The sequence below is a fragment of the Chloroflexota bacterium genome (assembly GCA_009840355.1).
GTDB lineage: Bacteria > Chloroflexota > Dehalococcoidia > Lucifugimonadales > JADFKI01 > Bin90.
In genome coordinates, this window is sequence record VXNZ01000046.1 from 19,358 (window position 1) to 36,545 (window position 17,188).

Consider the following 17,188-nt stretch of genomic DNA (forward strand, 5'->3'; position numbering starts at 1 on the left):
TCTGTCGGTAAGGGCATGAGCTCCAGTTTAACTGCCGAAAACAGTAGGCTGCACTCCAAGGCGGAGAGCAAGTTGCGCGTGCTGCCTGTGTAATCACAGCGCACCTAGAAACCATGCCGAGCTTTGTCAGGGTCGACCGCGCATGGAAAAACTGTCTGTTGTCAAGCTTGGAGGGTCGGGAAGTACTCAATTGCCACTTCGGCTTATAGTCCATCCCTGACACCTCTCACCTTCCTGTTATCACAGGAGGCGAAGGTGTAGACTCAGAAGCGGCGTTGAGCGTTAGCCTTCGAACCAGCCGGAAGATGCCGGCGTTCAGCCGGTTGTGCGCCCTGCGTGAGACCCTCGACGGGCTCAAGACGCAGTCTCAGCCCCAGGGCCCGGGTGACCTTCATCAATGTTGCCAAGGTGGGGTTGCCGTCTTCGGACAGCGCCTCGTAGAGGTTGCCCCGGTTTAGCCCGGTTTCGCAGGCGAGAGCGCTGATGTTATGCGTCCGAGCGACGTGCTTGAGGGTGGCGCGAAGCACGGCTCCGTCCCCAGCGTCCTCATCCATAGCCGCCCTGAGAAGCCCTCGGGCATCCTCCTCGGCATTTATGTAGTCTGCTGCGTCGAACTTTCGGTACTCCTCAGACATTAGCTCCTCCATTCTGCCGCCATTCTCTTGGCCCGCGCGATGTCCCGCCGCTGGCTGTCCTTGTCGCCGCCACATAGCAGAACGATCAGCTTGGAGCCTCGCGTTATGAAGTAGATACGGTATCCAGGTCCATACTGAATTCTCATCTCGGACACGCCGTCGCCAACAGACCTCACGTCTTCGAGATGTCCGCCTTCGGCTGCAAGCAATCTGGCGACTATGCGATGCACCGCCCGACGTTCCCACAGTCGGCGCAGACACCGGTCGAAAGTCGCGCTTCGCAGGATCGTGTACATGGCTGCATTGTACGATATATCGTACAATATGTGAAGGAGGTTGAGTGTGATGGAGGCATGGGTGGCGGCAAGCGTTCCCCATGCTGTCCCTTTGCGCTACTGGAATCGAGAGGCCGCGGTGCGTCGACAGGCTGCCGAGCCACATCTCGAAGACGATGGTTTCCACCGGGCGCGGTGACGGATTCATCTCTCAAGATAATGCAGGATCTCTTCCGCACTCGACGAGCCTATCGTTGTTGATTGGGGAACCTACTTACCGTACCCAGCTAGGAGGCGGGCATGAACAGTTCAGAGCTGATGGAAATGAGGGAAGATAGGCTTGCCAACTTCGCCGCCGCTGCCTTTATTGGTTCGCTTCTCATGGGCCAGTCGTGGGAAAGGTGGGAAGGTTCACGACGCACTATCAATCTGCTCGTGTTCACGGTGGCAGATTACTGGGGGTTAGTGCTCTTGACCCTCACGGCTGGCTTGTTCGCCTTATCGCTGTATCTGGCTGCAGCGTCAATGATAACGCCCCTCCAACGTTCGGGACTTAGTGTAGCCCGCTGGGCTTCGTGGTTCATGCTCCCTATTGTAGCGGGTTCCTTCGCCCTAAGCTGGCTGCCTTCATTCTTGGAGCTTCCCCAGGGCCAGTGGTGGTCACCGGTCTTCTCCATTGGCGGTTTCGCAATGTTCATCTTCATAGGATTCAGGTCTATGGTGACTTCGTTCTTCAGATACATAGGTAGGAGAATCACACGAGCTGCCGTGTCCAAGCCAATTGACGATACCGAACTCGGAGGTAGGAACGGTGGGGAACCTAGCGGGACACCTGACCGAATAACCTTCTTTGAACGAATGTGTAACCTACGCTCAATATTCCGCATGCCAGAGTCGCGTGGGTTCTGGGCCACTGTTTCAACCATCGTAGTGATCATTGAAGTCATTCTCGTGGTCACGCTTTGGGACTGGCTAGTCAAGGACGAGTCCGGAAGCGCAACGATACGGAACATCGGACTGGTCATTGCCGGCTCGGTGGCCATCCCACTGGCGATATGGCGCGCGGTGGCAGCCGATAAGCAGGCATCGTCAGCGCAACATCAAGCTGCCATCGCCCAGCAAGGCTTGTTGAACGAACGCTACCAGAAGGCAGCCGAGATGCTCGGGCATGACAACCTTTCCGTTCGGCTGGGCGGCGTTTACGCGCTTCAGGCGTTGATTCAGGAACATCCGGAGCAATACTACGTTTCCTGTATGCATCTGCTGTGTGCATTTGTACGCAATCCGCCTGCTGACCAACAACTGCCTGTTCTATCTGACCGGGAGTTGACACGCCACGTTGGTGGCAGCCGATTACGCGGGGATGTGCAGGCGGTGATGGATTTGATGCGGTTGAGGGACGACAGACTGGTCGCTCTGGAAAGAGAGAAGGGTTTCGAGGTGAACTTTCAGGGAGCGGACCTGAGAGGTTCCAACCTTCGAAGTGTAAACTTCACGCGGGTTGATTTCCGTGGTGCAGACTTGTCCGGAGCCAATGCTAGAGGTTCGAACAGGTCGCACGTTGGGTTGTCAGGAGCGAGGCTGTACAAGACCATATTGGCGAGGGCGAATCTTTCAGATACCTGGTTTGATGGCGCCGACGTATCGAGGGCTTGGTTCTGTGTCACGGCTCTTCGCTATCCTGATGAAGACTATAGTAGTCGACGTTTCACATCTCCTGCGGTCGGTATAGCCGTCCATAGGTTCTGGCATGCCCGTGCCAAGAAGGGCAACTCCCCAGTCCTTGGAGGTGTAGTTCTCGATGCTGAATCCGGAACACCTTTGGTGTGGGATCCATCGGAGGGGATGGGAATAGAATACTGAAGTGGCCGCCCTTGCACCTAATGGCAGCCAAAGGCGGAGATCTGTCCTCGCGTCCTGTGCTTAGCGACTGCAATGACCGGCCTATCGAGATGGCGTGCCGTAGATTAGCCGCGGGGAATCCAAGTGAACCGATACTGTGTATCGTGGAGAGATTTGATTGCACGGGGGCGTCAGTCTCCCTTGAGACAAGGGCACGATGCCTAAAGGCTGACCTCCCAACTAAAAGTTCGCAATTCAGTACGCCTTAGCCCACCAAATAACAACTTGCAGGCAGGATATGTGAAATACGCTGACTATGGGTTGGGCAAGCAGCGAAATCGTTAACGTCCGCGTATTTCCGCTTCCGGGCTCCGTGGTGACGGCGGTCTTCTACGCGTTCATTTCTTATCCAAGCCTAACGAATTCGAGCAAGTCATTCAGGCGCTTGTCTTCACGATGCCCGATCCACTAGATCTCTACAGCAGAGAATCCGCACTGTTCCAGTTCACCACCAAGCGTCTCAGCGACTTTATCGACCCCAATCATCTCCTCATCCAGATCAACGAGCAGTTTGACTTCCCCAAGCTCGTTGAGCCTCAGCGCAGGTTAGGATAGACGGATAGATTCTAAAGACCGGGATGCGAATAGTCACAGTAGTTCCCCGTTCGGGCCCATCGCTTGACACCGCTATTGATCCCCCGTGCGCTTCGACTATGCCCCGGGCTATGGCTAGTCCTAGCCCCGTGCCGCCAATCCCACGATCGCGGGCTCGGTCAGTACGATAAAAGCGGTCGAAAATGTGGGGAAGGTCAGCGGCGTCTATCCCGATCCCGTTATCAATGACCGCGATGGTCAACACATCATCTTTTCCCAGGTTCGCCCGAAGCGCGACGGTCCCTCCGGGCTCGGTACAGCGGATCGCATTGCTCACGACGTTACCCAACGCCTGGCTCATTCGCATCCGATCGAGATCTATATCTGGCAGGCCGACGGCTACGCTCATCGACAGCTCAACCTGTCGGGCCTGAGATGGCGCCTGCCAGCGGTCCACTTCTGCGGCGAGCAAGTCGTAGATCGAACTCGCTTCGAGAGCGAGCTTCAGTTCGCCGCTGTCAGTCTCCGCAAGCCAGTCAAGGTCAGTTGTGAGACCTCGCAGTCTATCCACCTCCCGAATGATGTTGTCGGACGCGTTCTCCGGTGTTTGAAGCCCGTCGCGCAACCCTCTAGCCTCCAGTTGAATGACGGTCAGTGGCGTGTTCAGCTCATGGGATACATCGTTAATCAGCCGCCTGCGGAGGTTGCGTTGGGTATTCAGGGCCGAGGTCATCCGATTGAAGGCAGCACTCATTCGACCCAGTTCATCCGAGGTTGTGACCGGCAATTGGGCAGTATTCCCTTGAGCAGTTGCTTGGGTCGCCTCCGTCAGAGCCGTCACAGGGGCTGCTATACGCTTGGAAAGCCAGGCGGCAAGGAGTACTGCAATTCCAATGGTTAGTGCCCCGCCGATGACTATTACGTACAGGAACGTGTTAAGAAATCCTTTCGATTCAGCCGACAGGAGCTCACTGTTCACATCCACATAGACATGGCCTACAGGCTGATTTGCGGCTGTATCAAACACAGCCTCCCGATGCCCGTCCAGATCGGATGCGTAGGTCCCAGGAGATAGCTCGGACAGGTTGTCCCTCACCACGCGTCCATCCGCGTCCACAATGACGACTCGTATCCGGTCCTCGTGCAGGAGTTCGTTGTGGCCTTCCTCTCTTCCTTCCGAACTTTCCCTCCGCACAACACCTTCATAGAGGTATCCGGCTTCGGAAAGCGGTCTGCCCACCGTCCCCCAGTCACCGGTTGCGGTGTATTCCCTGCTCAGACTTTGAGCCAACCGGTTCGCCTCGTCACCGCCTATCTCGTCCACGAATATACCGAGGCGGGATTGGGTAGCGTAGTAGCCCACGCCGGCGCTGATCAAGACGGTAAGGACGATGACAAGGACCATCGGTCCCATGATTCGCCAGCGAAGAGACATCACTCGCCCTCCTCTACGAACCTGTATCCAGCTCCATAGACGGTCTGAATAGGTTGCATTCCCTCCCTACCTATCTGCCTTCGCAGGCGCGCGACCTGGCTATCAATGGCGCGGTCAAATCCGTCGAAATCTTCGTTGAAGGTCAGTGAAATCAGTTGATCGCGGGTGAGGACCTGATTGGGATGGCGCATGAACGTCGATAGCAAAGCGATCTGTGCCTGGCTCAAGTCAACGGCTTCTCCATTGACGGTCACCATCCCGGTGGTCTCGTTCAATGTGATGTTGCCGCGGGTCAGGATCTGCTGTACCTTGCCCTTGACGCGGCGAAGCACAGCCTGCGCACGGGCGATGAGCTCATTCGGATCAAAGGGCTTGACGACGTAATCGTCGGACCCGCTATCCAACCCGATGACCCGCTCGGCGTAGGCCTCCCTTGCCGTCAACATGATGATGGGAACATCCGACTCCCGGCGCAATATTCTGCACAGTTCCACGCCGTCGAGGCGCGGAAGCGTCAGGTCTAGTATTATCAGGTCCGGGTCCAGATGCCGTGCAAGAGTCAGACCGACCTCACCGTCGTGAGCGACCTCTGCGGAAAATCCCTCACGCTCGAAGTACACCTTTACCCAGTTGGCGATCCTAGTGTCGTCTTCGACTATCAATATCGATTCGCTCATTGCCATGCCTCTAAAGGAAGGTGTCCCAGTAGGAGGTGCCTCATCCAGGCACCTCCTACTCATATCGGAGCTAGTTGACGAATTATCTCATACGGAGCCATGTCTCAGGATCGGCCATATTCGGCTCCGGCTGGCTTCAGCCGCCTCCGCGCCTCTCCCCACGTCCGCCGTGCTCACCGCCGGACTCACCGCCACTGCCATGCTCGCCGCCGCCGTCACCGCCGCCAACCTCGGCATGCGCTATCCAGCCGCTGAACGCTTCCTGTGTAGCAGGCATGTTGACCGCATATATCTCGCCCGAAGCCATGTCCACAGGTGTCGTAGGTCCTAGCTCGGTCCCATTCGACAGGTGTACTTCGATCCTGACATTGCTCAGTGTGTTATTGGTCGTGTTCTCCACGGTGCCGTTGAAGGAGTTGCTGGGAGCGTCATAGCTCATCACCAGCCGAGCGCCGCCGCGAGTCTCATCGAATGTTTCATCCAGCGCCAGGGTCGCGCCGCTGCCCTCTTCGCTGCCGGACGCTCCGGACTCACCGCCGGGACCGTGCCCCTCGCCGCCACTGCCTCCATGCTCGCCGCTGCCTTCCGCTACTGTGTGAGCCACAGGGCCGGTGCCGCCGCAGTCGAATACTTCCATGTGAACCACATACCCGTCGTAAGCAACTCCCGCGAGGCTAGGCTCATCGATGACCGACAGGCTGGACATCACGGTCTGTCCCGGATTCAGATCTCCCAGCTTCTGCGGCCCAAGCTCCCCCACCGTCTGCGTTCCCGACTTCAGGTGAGGCTCTGCCTGCACAAAGCACAGTTGCTGTGAGGACGTGTTTTGCACCGATGCGTTCACTGACTGGGTTGCATCGTCGTACTCTGCCGAGATAGCCAGACCGCCGAGCACTCCGTTCCAAGACTGGTCAAGAGGCGTGATAGGGCTGGACATAGCTGCTTCCCTGGCGGCTTCACTCCCGCTCTCAGGGCCCTCGGTACCATCGGGGCCGCTCTCACCACCTTCGCCACCGGACTCACCGCTGCCCTCATTAGCAGACTCGCTTCCGCTTTCACTGTCGCTGCCTGATGCATGCTCACCGCCTGACTCGGCTCCGCTGCCCACCTCCGCGTGCGCTACCCAGCCTGTGAACGATGCCTGAGTCGAAGGCAGGTTGACGGCCAGCACCTCGCCCGGCGCCATGTCCACGGGTGTAGTGGGCCCGAGTTCGGTCCCGTTGGACAGGTGCACCTCTATCCTGACGTTACTCAGCGCGTTGCTGGTCGTGTTCTCCACAGTGCCGGTGAAGGCGTTGCCCGTTGCGTCGTAGTTCAGTACCAGCCGCGCGCCGCCACGGGTGGCGTCGAAGGTCGCATCAAGCGCCAGCGTAGCACCGCTGCCCTCTTCGCCCCCGGATGCAGCACTGCTGGAGGCGACCGACTCGCGACCACTCTCGCCGCCACTTTCGCTTCCCCGCTCTGAGATTTCCCGGCTCACCGTGACTCCGCCGGAGTCCCTGCTTTCCATGATCCCGTCATTCGTGCAGGCGGTCAGTATTCCTACTCCGAGTATCGCTCCCAGGACCGGCCCAACCAGGAGAGACTTCGACATCAGCTTGTTAATCCTTATCTTCATTTCTTCACTCCTTCCGTGTGAATGTATTCCCGATGCACCACACGATAAGAGTGAATTGTTGCAGAATTATGTCTCCTGTATCAGACTTCCTGGACCGGCGGATTCAGATGTGAAGACGCGTACGCTCACGTTGACTATCCCGCCGTCTTCCCGCATATTCTGCGTCAGGGCGTTCAGCCACACATAGCAGTACGGTCGCCCGCCCAGAGGACGGTCAATGAAGGTAAGAAACGGTACAGTTTTGCCGAACTCAAGCCGCCTATCAGAATGCGCCATCGTTTAGATTGAGCGATGCCCAATCAGTCAAGGCGCATTATGCGATCTTGTGGACCCGGAGCCACTTCGTTAGCGCTTGCGAAGTAGGCTGCCAGCGCCTCCACGTCTATAATGCCACCCGTCCTATCGGTTCCTTCCGTGAACACACTGAACCCACTACCGCCGTCTGCCAGAAAGCTGTTGGTGGTTATCCTGTAAGTTGCGTCCGGTTCCACCGCAACACCGCTTATCTTTATGCTGGATATATCCACCCTGGCACCGACAGGCTGCGTTCCGTCCCACTCATAGCTGAAGCCTCGCGAGACCTGCAGTACTCCCCTTGTCGTAACATCTTCATCTCTGAATTGCTGCTCCAGCAGCGTGTCAATCTGCCGACCCGTAAGCGTCATTGTGACCATGCTGTTGCCGAATGGGTGTACCGAGAATGCCTCTGCGTATGTCAGTTCGCCGTCGCTCTCAGGACCAGAGGATGCGAACAGGATGTCATTCCGCATACCGCCTCTGTTCATAAACGCCACCACTGCACCGGCTTCGCGCGTCGCCTCAAGATGAGCGTCCGCGATCACATCGCCAAGGGCTGACTCGCCAGCCTCATTTGGCTGCCGGAGAATATCGGAGGTAGTCCTGCCGATTACGGCGTTTGCCCTAGGCGCCGACAGCGCTTCGTACTTTTCGATGAGCGCCGTGAGTTCCGGGTCAGGAGTTACTCCGTCCTGTGAATTAGGAAGATTTCTGATGTCCTGCACTGTCAGGTCTTTTGTTGTCCCATCAAGCGTAACGTCGATGACCGTAAACAGCCGCCCGGCGTTGTCTGCCATTGTTATCCACTTGCCGTCAATCTCGCACACGAACTCGTCGTTTGTGTGTCCGGCAATCACCAGGTCCACGGCATCGTCAAGTTGTGCGGTGATCTCCGCGACCGCTCCATCAAGGCCAGACCCGCAATCATCCTTGCCACCATCGGAAGAGCCGCCCTCGTGCAGCAGGACGACGACAGCCTCAATGCCCTTACTACGCAGTTCAGGAATCAGCGAGTTGACCGTCTCGGCTACGTTCGCAAATGTCAGTCCCTCAACGCTGCTTCGGGCTACGATATTTGCGGTGCCTTCCAGCGTCAGACCGACAAATGCGATGCTGACTCCCCCAAATTCGCGGATCGCGTATGGCGGGAAGACCGTGTTGCCTGTGCGGTCATCGATGACATTCGCGGCGAGGAATTGGAAGTCGGCGCCAGCAAACGGGTCACCATCCAGATCACCATCTGTCGGATGTGCGCCGCCCTGTTGCATTCGAACAAGTTCTTCAATGCCATCGTCGAACTCGTGATTGCCGACGGAATTTATGTCCAAACCCATCAGGTTCATTGCTTCTATCGTTGGTTCGTCGTGGAAGAGTGCCGAGACCAGTGGAGACCCTCCTATGAGGTCACCCGCGGAGACGAACACCGAATGTTCGTAATCAGCTCTTGCAGCGGAAATGTTGGCTGCGAGGTAATCGACCCGGCCAACACCGCCGAAGGCATCGGAAGAAGTGGCGATGTGCCCGTGTAAGTCATTGATGGCTATGATGCGAAGCTGTACGTCCTGTGGCTCTGCGGTTGTAGCAGGTAGAGGCACGGGCGCTTGAGTTTTCATTGCCATTGGCGTGGCTGTGGGGACGGGCGTTGAGGCCGGTGTTGCTGTGACGACCACTACGACTTCTCTGATGACCTCTACCGGAACTTCTACCTCTTTCTCGACAATCTTCTCGATTACTATCGGCGTCGCCGGAACCGCTACTTCAACAATCTTTTCGACGACCTTCTCAACCTCGACGATTTTCTCGACCACAATCGGAGTCGCGGTGTCAATCGGCGCTTGTTGTCTAGTCTGCCCACCGCATGCGACAAGCGCGATAGCGGACAGTACGAGCGCTATTCCGGGAACAATCCTTATAGTCCTTGCTAGTTGAGTCACCCATCGCCTCTTTCAGAATTGTCAGATTTGGTGCGCGGGCGCAACTTTAGCAGAGTTAGTCAAACTCCTACAAACACGCATTTTATGATTAATCGGGCACATAGCCGTACAGGCGACTTGGGAAGCGTCCCTCTGGCAATGGCAAGCCAAGAGATCGGGAGATTGTAGGCTATAAAGACTGCCCGACGGGTGGCAATTACTCCCCTACCGCCGGAAGCGGAAAGAGGGATGTTCTCCTGCCTGCGCAAGGCAAAGCGCTGTCCCACCGCGCCTACCTCAGCAGCGCGGCGCTGGCGTGATGGGCCGCTTGCATTAGGGGGGCGGGGTAGATGCCCAGCGCTATCATTCCGGCGAAGAGCGCGCCCAGCAAGCCTAGCGTTAGGCGCGGGGCGGGTATTGTGGCGGTGGCGATGTTTTCTTCGGACGGCACCGGCTCGATGTATAACTGGCGGACGACCATTAGGTAGTAGTACAGCGAAATCAGGCTTGCGAATATCGCTATGCCTGCGACCCACAGCAACCCCTGCGCGGCTGCGGCGTTGAATAGGTAGAACTTGCTGGTAAAGCCCACGAATACGGGCAGACCGGCGAGCGAGAATAGCGACGCGGCGAAGACCATTCCGACCAACGGCGCGCGCCGCGCTACGCCCGCCATCCCTGCGATGTCCTCACGTCCCGTGATGTTGTACACCGAGGCGAGACACAGGAACGCAGCCATGTTTGTAACAGCGTATCCGACGAGATGCAGCATCACGCCGTTGGACGCGAGATGCGCCAGTTCCAGCGACGCGCCGGTTGCTCCGCCTGCAATCCTTGTTCCCCCAATGCCCATGCCCATGTCCATTGACGCGAGCGCGGCGATGCCCATCAGCAGGTAGCCCACCTGCCCAACACTGGAGTAAGCCAGCAGCCTCTTCAGGTTGCGCTGCGCCAACGCGATGAGATTGCCCAACAGCATCGTTATCACGGCGAGCGCGATTAGCAGCGTCTGCCACTGCGCGGCTATGGGCAAGAACGCCTCGCCGAACAGCCGCAACATCAGCGCGAACGCCGCCGCCTTCGAGCCGACCGCCAAGTGCGCCGTGATGGGTATCGGCGCGCCTTCGTAGGCATCCGGTGCCCACATGTGGAACGGTACGGCGGCTACCTTGAACCCCAAGCCCGCTATTATCAGCGCGATGCCGAGTATCAAGCCCGGGCTGAGCGCGTCCGGCGATGACAGCGCCATGGCAATCTCGTCGAAGCGCGTCGTGCCGAGCAGCCCGTAAATCTGGCTCATGCCGTACAGCAGCAGCGCCGACGAGAACGCGCCCAGCAGGATGTACTTCGTAGCGCCTTCGTTGGACTTGGCGTTGTACCTGTCCCACGCGACCAGCGCGTACAGCCCGAAGCTCAGCAGCTCCAACGAGATGTACGCCGTCAGAAACTCACCGGACGCCGCCATCAGCATCATCGCCGCGACGGTGAACAGCAGGATGCCGTAGTATTCGCCCGGGTGGTCGAGGTTGCGCCGCACGAAATCGACAGACGCCAAGATGACCACACCACCGAGCGCGACGAAAAAGACCTTGAAGAACAGCGCATAGCCGTCTATGCGCACGACGCCGTCGTACAGCGTATCGTTCACGCCCCACAGATACGCCAGCGATACGACGAGGGCTGCGGCAAGCCCCGCGACCGCGACGAACGGCAGCATCCACTTGCGGCGCTCCGGCAGGAACAAATCCAGCGTCAGCACCACGAACGCGATGCCCACGACCATAATTTCAGGTATGAGAAGGAGGAAGTTGTTGTTCATTGACAAGACCACGACTCTGGTAACATACTGATTATACTTCCCCTGAACCATTGGAGGGCAGGGTCGAGGCTATCTCACAGGAGGTAGCCTATGTTTTTATTCCCCGCATGTAGTAATGGACAATTAGCGGATGTGTGCGATTGCATTAGAACATTTGAGGTACGATGATTCACAAAGTATTGACATGTGGAGTCATAGCAATAGTAGTGTTTTTCATGACTGCCACAGTTGCTGGATGCGGTGATGGCGTCGATACTCGCGGCGAACTCCCCAAATCGCAGGATGCGCCTGCATCGGTGGATACTAACACAACCGCGACAACAACAATGAGCACGCTACTACCTACGGAAGCCGTACCTGCGACTTCAGATAATGACGATGAAATCGAAATATCTGCGCTGCCTCAATCTGAAAGGTTCGTATTCATAAGCAGCGGTGGTCGTCACGTATGCGGATTGCGTGCCGACGGCGTTGCCGTATGCTGGGGACATGAAGTTGGTCTGTCGTCGCAGCTTCCACCTTCGAATGAACGTTTCATAGCACTAAGCAGTGGCCTCGACCATACTTGCGGGTTACGTAATGATAACACCGTGTCCTGTTGGGGTTCAGAAATTGGAAGTTATTCTAAGTCCGCTCCTGTGGATGGCCTCGTGGCTATCAGCAAGGGAGGAGAAACCACTTGCGGGTTGCGTGAGGATGGAAGTGCCATATGCTGGGATTCTGAATTTATTTATCAAAATACGCCTAGTAATGAGCGCTTCGCATCTATCAGCGTAGGCAGTTACGGAGCAGAAATTTGTGGGTTGCGTGATGATGGCACTGCTATATGTTGGGGAGGCGACTATTACATTGACTCATTATCGCCGCCGGCAGATGAACGGTTCGTATCCGTCAGTATAGGTGGTAGGCATACCTGTGGACTGCGTGACAACGGCGTTGCTGTATGCTGGGGAGATAATGACAAAGGACAGTTGGCTGCGCCAGCAGATGAGCGTTTGATGTCTATAAGTAGTGGATATGACCATACTTGTGGGCTGAAGGAAGATGGTGTTGCCGTATGTTGGGGAAGCGATGAAGACAGTCCATTGTTACCACCGGTAGATGAACAGTTCGTATCCATCAGCACTGGCGGTGGCCATGTCTGTGGCCTAAGAGAAGATGGAATTGTTCGGTGTTGGGGGCGATTCGCGATTAGTAGAGTACCGCCACTGGAGAACAAACTAAGATTGGAAGATGAACGTTTTACCGACATAAGCACTGGTTGGTCGCATACTTGTGGACTACGAGAAAACGGCACCGCCGTATGCTGGGGGGATAATGGCGACGGACAATCGGCTCCGCCCTCAGATGAACGGTTCGTATCCATCAGCAGCGGTTTTGACGACAGCATTTGTGGGTTGCGTGATGATGGCACTGCTGTATGTTGGGGAGCTACTCACACATCCACTCCACCCCAAGACGAGCGTTTTATATCTACAGCCAATGCTTGCGGATTGCGTGAGGACGGTGTACTCACCTGCTGGTGGGTAGCCCATAGTGAATTTCCAAGAACGCCTGAAATGTACTTGCCACCAGCAAATGAAAGATTTATTTCGGTGAGCTTTGGTTCTGTTCATGCATGTGGATTGCGTGAAAACGGCAGCGCGGTATGTTGGGGATCCGATTCTTTTATTGACCTATTATCGCCGCCGGCAGATGAGCGTTTCATGTCTATAAGTAGTGGATATAGCCATACTTGTGGGCTGAAGGACGATGGCGTTGCCGTATGTTGGGGAAGAGATTCTGATGGAGCATCGTCACCACCGTCAGACCAGCAGTTCAAATCTATAACCAGCGGCAAGTATTTCACTTGCGGGCTTCGTGAGAATGGAATCGCAGATTGTTGGGGGCGGAATGACTATGGTCAACTATCGCCGCCCTTCAATCAACGCTTTACGCAATTAAGTGGCGGTTATGAGCATGTTTGTGGACTGCGAGAAGACGGCGTTACGGCCTGCTGGGGAAATAATCAGAGTGGACAGGTAACACCAAATACGAATGTAAGGTTTGCTGAAATAGTTACCAATGGAAAGCACGCCGTTGGAAATCTAATAGATGGCTTTTCAATTTCTTGGGAATTGGGGAAGTAATCAGAAGCAGCGATTGCCTAACTCCCACCAACAAAGGCAGCCGGCGACTAGAACCGCGCTAGCACCTCCGCCACGCCGCTGTTGATGACGCGCATGAAGGGGAATGGCAGCAAGCCTACTAGCAGAATGAACATTGTCAGGATGGACGCGGCTATGATTTCTATGCGCGTGGCATCGAGCGGCTTGGCGGGTTGCGTTGCGCCCGTAGGTGCGGCGATATTCGTAGCGGCGGGGGTGGGCTGCGCTTCTACGCCGTTGTTGTCGGCTTGAGTCGCACGGAATGCTTCTTGCGGCGAAGTGGCGGCTTGCTCCTGCTCTTCGTATTCGGGAGGCAGGTCGCCCAGGGGTCCGAAGAAGACTTTGGCTAACAGGCGCAGAATGTACACGGCGGTTATGGCGGCGCCTATTATGCCTAGCGCGCCTAGCCACGGGTAGGTCTGGAATAAGCCGAGGAATACCAGCAGTTCGGCGACGAAGCCGCTTAAGCCGGGCAGTCCCAGCGATGTCAGGCCGGCTATCGTGAAGAAGACCGCCGTCGCAGGCATGCGCTTTGCGAGACCGTCGAGCACCAACATATCTCGCGTGTGCAGGCGGTCATAGACCACGCCCACGACCGCGAAAAAGAGCGCCGTCATGATGCCGTGCGAGAACATCTGCAAGACCGCGCCGCTCACGCCGAGCGGGTGCAGCGTGGCGATGCCCATCACCACATATCCCATGTGGCTCACGCTCGAATAGCCGATGACATACTTCAGGTCTGTCTGCCCCATCGCCGAGATTGCGCCGTATATTACGTTCACCGCGCCCAGCCCTAGCAGCGCGGGCATCCAGAACTCCGCGCCTTCCGGCAGTATCACCATCCCGACGCGGATGATCCCGAACGCGCCCAGCTTCATCAGCACGCCCGCATGCGCCATGCTGACGGCTGTCGGCGCTGCGACATGTCCGTCCGGCGACCATGTGTGAAAGGGCCATAGACCGGCAAGTATGCCGAATCCGATTGCCAAGAATGGGAAGAATACCTTCTGGAATGTAGGTGAATAGTCTGCGTTGGCAAGTCGCCGTATGTCGAATGTGCCTAGTCCCGCCTCTGCGAATATCGCCATCAGCGCGACCCATATCAGCACGCTGCCCGCGACGAGGTACAGCGTCAACTTCATCGCGCTGTACTCCTTCGTGCGCGCGAACTTTGGGAATCGGCTGCTGCTGCCCCATACGCCTATGAGCAGGTACATCGGCAGTACGGATAGTTCATAGAAGAAGAAGAAGAAGAACAGATCGTAGGATGCGAATACGCCGAATACGCCCGCGAGCAGCAGGAAGTACAGGATGAAGAAGTCCTTGCTCCACGCCTTGATAGACCACGAAACGAGCACTCCGGTGAACATCACTATGCCGGTGAGAAGCAGCATCGGCGCGCCGACGCCGTCCACGCCGAGCGTCAGCGATATGCCGATGTCGCCGTGCGTCCAGGGACCGGGCAGACTGAGCCAGCGCCACGAGTTGGCGAATCGCGCGCCGTCGCCGTCGAAGTAGAACCGCGCGAACACATACAGCGACAGCAGAATGCCAACCGCGCCGAACGCCGTCGCCGAGCCGCGTATCGCGCCACCGCGCGCGCCCGGAATCGCCATCATCGCCGCCGCGCCAATCATCGGCAGCGTGATGAGCGCGAGAAGGATGTGCTGGTCGAAAAATTGCATGCGCTTATTTTACAACGGATGCACGGGATAAAGGGATACCGCTTGCGCATGTGCGCGAAAGTTCCACGGACGTGGCGTTGCCTAGCCTTAAACGCTTGTCATAAGACTGACATGACTGCCGTTCCATTCGTCTCTTGCCCCATAGGGCTTACAGGGGTATGTGAAGTGCGAGACAGGTATGAGTATTTGGAAAGCGCGCGGCTTGCGATGTGGGTTGGCATCCGTATGCACGTCAGACAATGAATAGCGTATTCTGTCCCGACGGCGGCACGCGCATTGGTGGCGCTACACGCTACTCCCCGTCCCCGCGCTGCTGCTCCGGCGGCGTATAGCGCGGCAATTCATCGACTCCGGTCAGCGCTTTGATGCGCTCATAGATGGCAGCCACAGCGTCGTCTATCAGGCGGAAAAGCATCTGTGGATCGTCCATTACCAGCGCCGCGCTTTGGTATCTGTACTTGACTGCGTATTCGGTGAGCCATCTCAGCTCCACACCGGCCGGCGTAACCAGTTCGTCCGGCACGTTCTTGATGATGCCAAGCAGTTCCTCCAAGTCGTGCGTGTTTATGTACTCCAAGCCCACTGCGGAAATCCATGCTTTCAGGATATTCTCAATCGCCTGCTGCGCGTGAAAGCCTATCGCTTCCTGGGGTAAATTACTCTCTATCAGGCCTTCCAGCGTAATCAATTCCCTGTCGGTATTGATTACGCGCTGGTTTATATCGCCCCAGTCGAAAGATTCGGGGTCTGGTTCGTATTCCGGCTTTTCACCGTTCATGTCAACTCCGTCTCTGGCTGCCTGCGCCGCCACATGGTTGATGCCGCCGCGACACTGATTGTACTTGCTCTTGGACATAAGCAGGAGGTCGACACCGACAACCCCGCGCTTTCCGAATGTCTCTTCAATGGCGTCATACGCCGCATCGCCCGCCTTGTAGTAGTCGTCCCTGGACAGGGGCGCGTCGTGTATCAGCATCAGGTCGATGTCGGAGTCGGGACGGTAGTCGCCGCGAGCGCGAGAGCCGAACAGGATGACGGAGTCCAGCGCAACGGCGTCATAGACCGCGCGCGCTACCGCTACTGCCTTGGGGTCTGCTTTAGTTTGGGTTGCGAGCGCCATAGGGCAGCCCTCATATTACAGATTACAGACGGAAATCTAACATTGATGAACGGTAAAAAGGATAAGACCATTCTACTCGCCGGCGACAATCTCGGCAAAGCGGCCGGTGCGACCGGCGCCGAACATGTACGCCGTGACCCAGCTTCGCCACGGCGACCAGCGTTCCGAATATGCCAGAGCTTCGTCCGCGGGCATCGGCGAGCCGTCTCCCACCATTACGCCCATCATCCGCTGCAGCGCGAGGTCGCCGTGCGGGAAGCCGTCCGGCCGGCCGAACGCGCGTATCAGCATCCAGTGCGCCGTCCAAGCGCCTACACCACGCAGCGCCATCAGACCGCCGACAATCTCGTCGTCCGGCATATCGCGCATCGCCTCAAGCGACAGCTCGCCTGCCGCAATGCGCTCCGATATGCCCGTGATGTACTCCGCCTTGCGCCGGCTGAACTTGATGGTGCGCAGCCCGTCCACGCCGGCGTCCGCGAGGGCTTGCGGACGCGGAAACGCCCGCAGCGTCTCACCGTCTATGACGATGCGCTCGCCGTATGTCTCGATAATCAGGTTGCGCAGCATCCGCGCGACATGCGTGCTGATTTGCTGCCCCAAAATCGCCAGCACGAGCGCTTCGTATGCGGTGGGAGCGCATGTCGGACGCAGACCGTGCATATTCCTGACCAGCGGCGCGAGGTGCGGGTCGTCCAGAGACATCGCGTAGAACGCGGATATGTCTGCGTCCGTGGAGAGCATACGGCGAACTACCCGCAGAGCATCGTCCGCGCTTGCAGCGGATAGACTTTCGCCGACTACATCGACCTCAAGTTCAGGTGTGTCCGTGCTGCCGGCGTCAACGGGGCTACTGTCGCTGTTATTGCCGTCCGTGTGGTAATTGTACCCACTTCCGTTGTCTCTGCCACCATCCACGCCGTCCTCACGATAGACAGCACGCACCGACACCAGCACGGGCGCGCCGTCGAGCGTGAGAACGCGGCGGTATTCGCCGTTTTCGTACATGTCGGCGGCATGACGCGCTTGGAAGTAGGTCATGCTGCCGACAGTCAGGGAGAAATCGTACGGTGCGGTGGGCGATATGCGATATGAGAATCGGTTCACGGCTGGTGTGCGCTAACGGGCGCA

13 protein-coding genes are annotated in these 17,188 nt (G+C 57.3%); 2 read left to right on the forward strand and 11 right to left on the reverse strand.

Annotated elements, in window-relative coordinates; genetic code table 11:
- Nucleotides 1-263 precede the first annotated feature (263 nt).
- Together F4X57_11670 and F4X57_11675 are read right to left on the reverse strand one after the other, a co-directional pair.
- Nucleotides 264-635 carry a putative addiction module antidote protein gene (locus F4X57_11670; protein MYC07807.1) on the reverse strand — a complete coding sequence of 124 codons (372 nt, stop codon included), beginning with the start codon at nt 633-635 and terminating at the stop codon, nt 264-266.
- Nucleotides 635-931: a type II toxin-antitoxin system RelE/ParE family toxin gene (locus tag F4X57_11675; protein MYC07808.1), complete on the reverse strand. Its 297-nt coding sequence runs from the start codon at nt 929-931 to the stop codon at nt 635-637. The genes F4X57_11670 and F4X57_11675 overlap by 1 nt, the downstream gene beginning before the upstream one ends.
- A 279-nt stretch (nt 932-1,210) precedes the next feature.
- Here F4X57_11675 and F4X57_11680 point away from each other — a divergent pair, with 279 nt between their 5' ends.
- Nucleotides 1,211-2,773 carry a pentapeptide repeat-containing protein gene (locus F4X57_11680; protein MYC07809.1) on the forward strand — a complete coding sequence of 521 codons (1,563 nt, stop codon included), beginning with the start codon at nt 1,211-1,213 and terminating at the stop codon, nt 2,771-2,773.
- 538 nt (nt 2,774-3,311) lie between these two features.
- On the opposite strand, the gene F4X57_11685 is transcribed toward F4X57_11680, so the two are convergent.
- The 6 genes from F4X57_11685 to F4X57_11710 form a co-directional block, all read right to left on the reverse strand.
- A complete protein-coding gene (locus F4X57_11685) occupies nt 3,312-4,781 on the reverse strand; it encodes a HAMP domain-containing histidine kinase (protein ID MYC07810.1) in 1,470 nt (489 codons plus the stop codon).
- Nucleotides 4,781-5,521, reverse strand: a complete 741-nt coding sequence (locus F4X57_11690) for a response regulator transcription factor (protein ID MYC07811.1) — start codon at nt 5,519-5,521, stop codon at nt 4,781-4,783. The genes F4X57_11685 and F4X57_11690 overlap by 1 nt, the downstream gene beginning before the upstream one ends.
- Nucleotides 5,522-5,594: 73 nt before the next feature.
- A complete protein-coding gene (locus F4X57_11695) occupies nt 5,595-7,076 on the reverse strand; it encodes a hypothetical protein (GenBank protein ID MYC07812.1) in 1,482 nt (493 codons plus the stop codon).
- Between the two features lie 66 nt (nt 7,077-7,142).
- A complete protein-coding gene (locus F4X57_11700) occupies nt 7,143-7,352 on the reverse strand; it encodes a hypothetical protein (GenBank protein ID MYC07813.1) in 210 nt (69 codons plus the stop codon).
- A gap of 23 nt (nt 7,353-7,375) precedes the next feature.
- Complete coding sequence (locus F4X57_11705; GenBank protein ID MYC07814.1) at nt 7,376-9,307, reverse strand: bifunctional metallophosphatase/5'-nucleotidase; 1,932 nt, start codon at nt 9,305-9,307, stop codon at nt 7,376-7,378.
- Between the two features lie 271 nt (nt 9,308-9,578).
- Nucleotides 9,579-11,156, reverse strand: a complete 1,578-nt coding sequence (locus F4X57_11710; protein MYC07815.1) for an NADH-quinone oxidoreductase subunit N — start codon at nt 11,154-11,156, stop codon at nt 9,579-9,581.
- 113 nt (nt 11,157-11,269) lie between these two features.
- On the opposite strand from F4X57_11710, the gene F4X57_11715 reads away from it, so the two are divergent.
- Nucleotides 11,270-13,234 (forward strand): hypothetical protein, encoded by a 1,965-nt coding sequence (locus F4X57_11715; GenBank protein ID MYC07816.1) that lies wholly within the window; start codon nt 11,270-11,272, stop codon nt 13,232-13,234.
- A gap of 47 nt (nt 13,235-13,281) precedes the next feature.
- On the opposite strand, the gene F4X57_11720 is transcribed toward F4X57_11715, so the two are convergent.
- From F4X57_11720 to F4X57_11730, 3 genes are all read right to left on the reverse strand, one after another.
- On the reverse strand, nt 13,282-14,937 hold the full coding sequence (locus F4X57_11720) for an NADH-quinone oxidoreductase subunit M (protein ID MYC07817.1): 1,656 nt from the start codon (nt 14,935-14,937) through the stop codon (nt 13,282-13,284).
- A gap of 292 nt (nt 14,938-15,229) precedes the next feature.
- A complete protein-coding gene (locus F4X57_11725; protein ID MYC07818.1) occupies nt 15,230-16,057 on the reverse strand; it encodes a HEPN domain-containing protein in 828 nt (275 codons plus the stop codon).
- Nucleotides 16,058-16,129: 72 nt separating this feature from the next.
- Complete coding sequence (locus F4X57_11730; protein MYC07819.1) at nt 16,130-17,164, reverse strand: DNA-3-methyladenine glycosylase 2; 1,035 nt, start codon at nt 17,162-17,164, stop codon at nt 16,130-16,132.
- Nucleotides 17,165-17,188 lie beyond the last annotated feature (24 nt).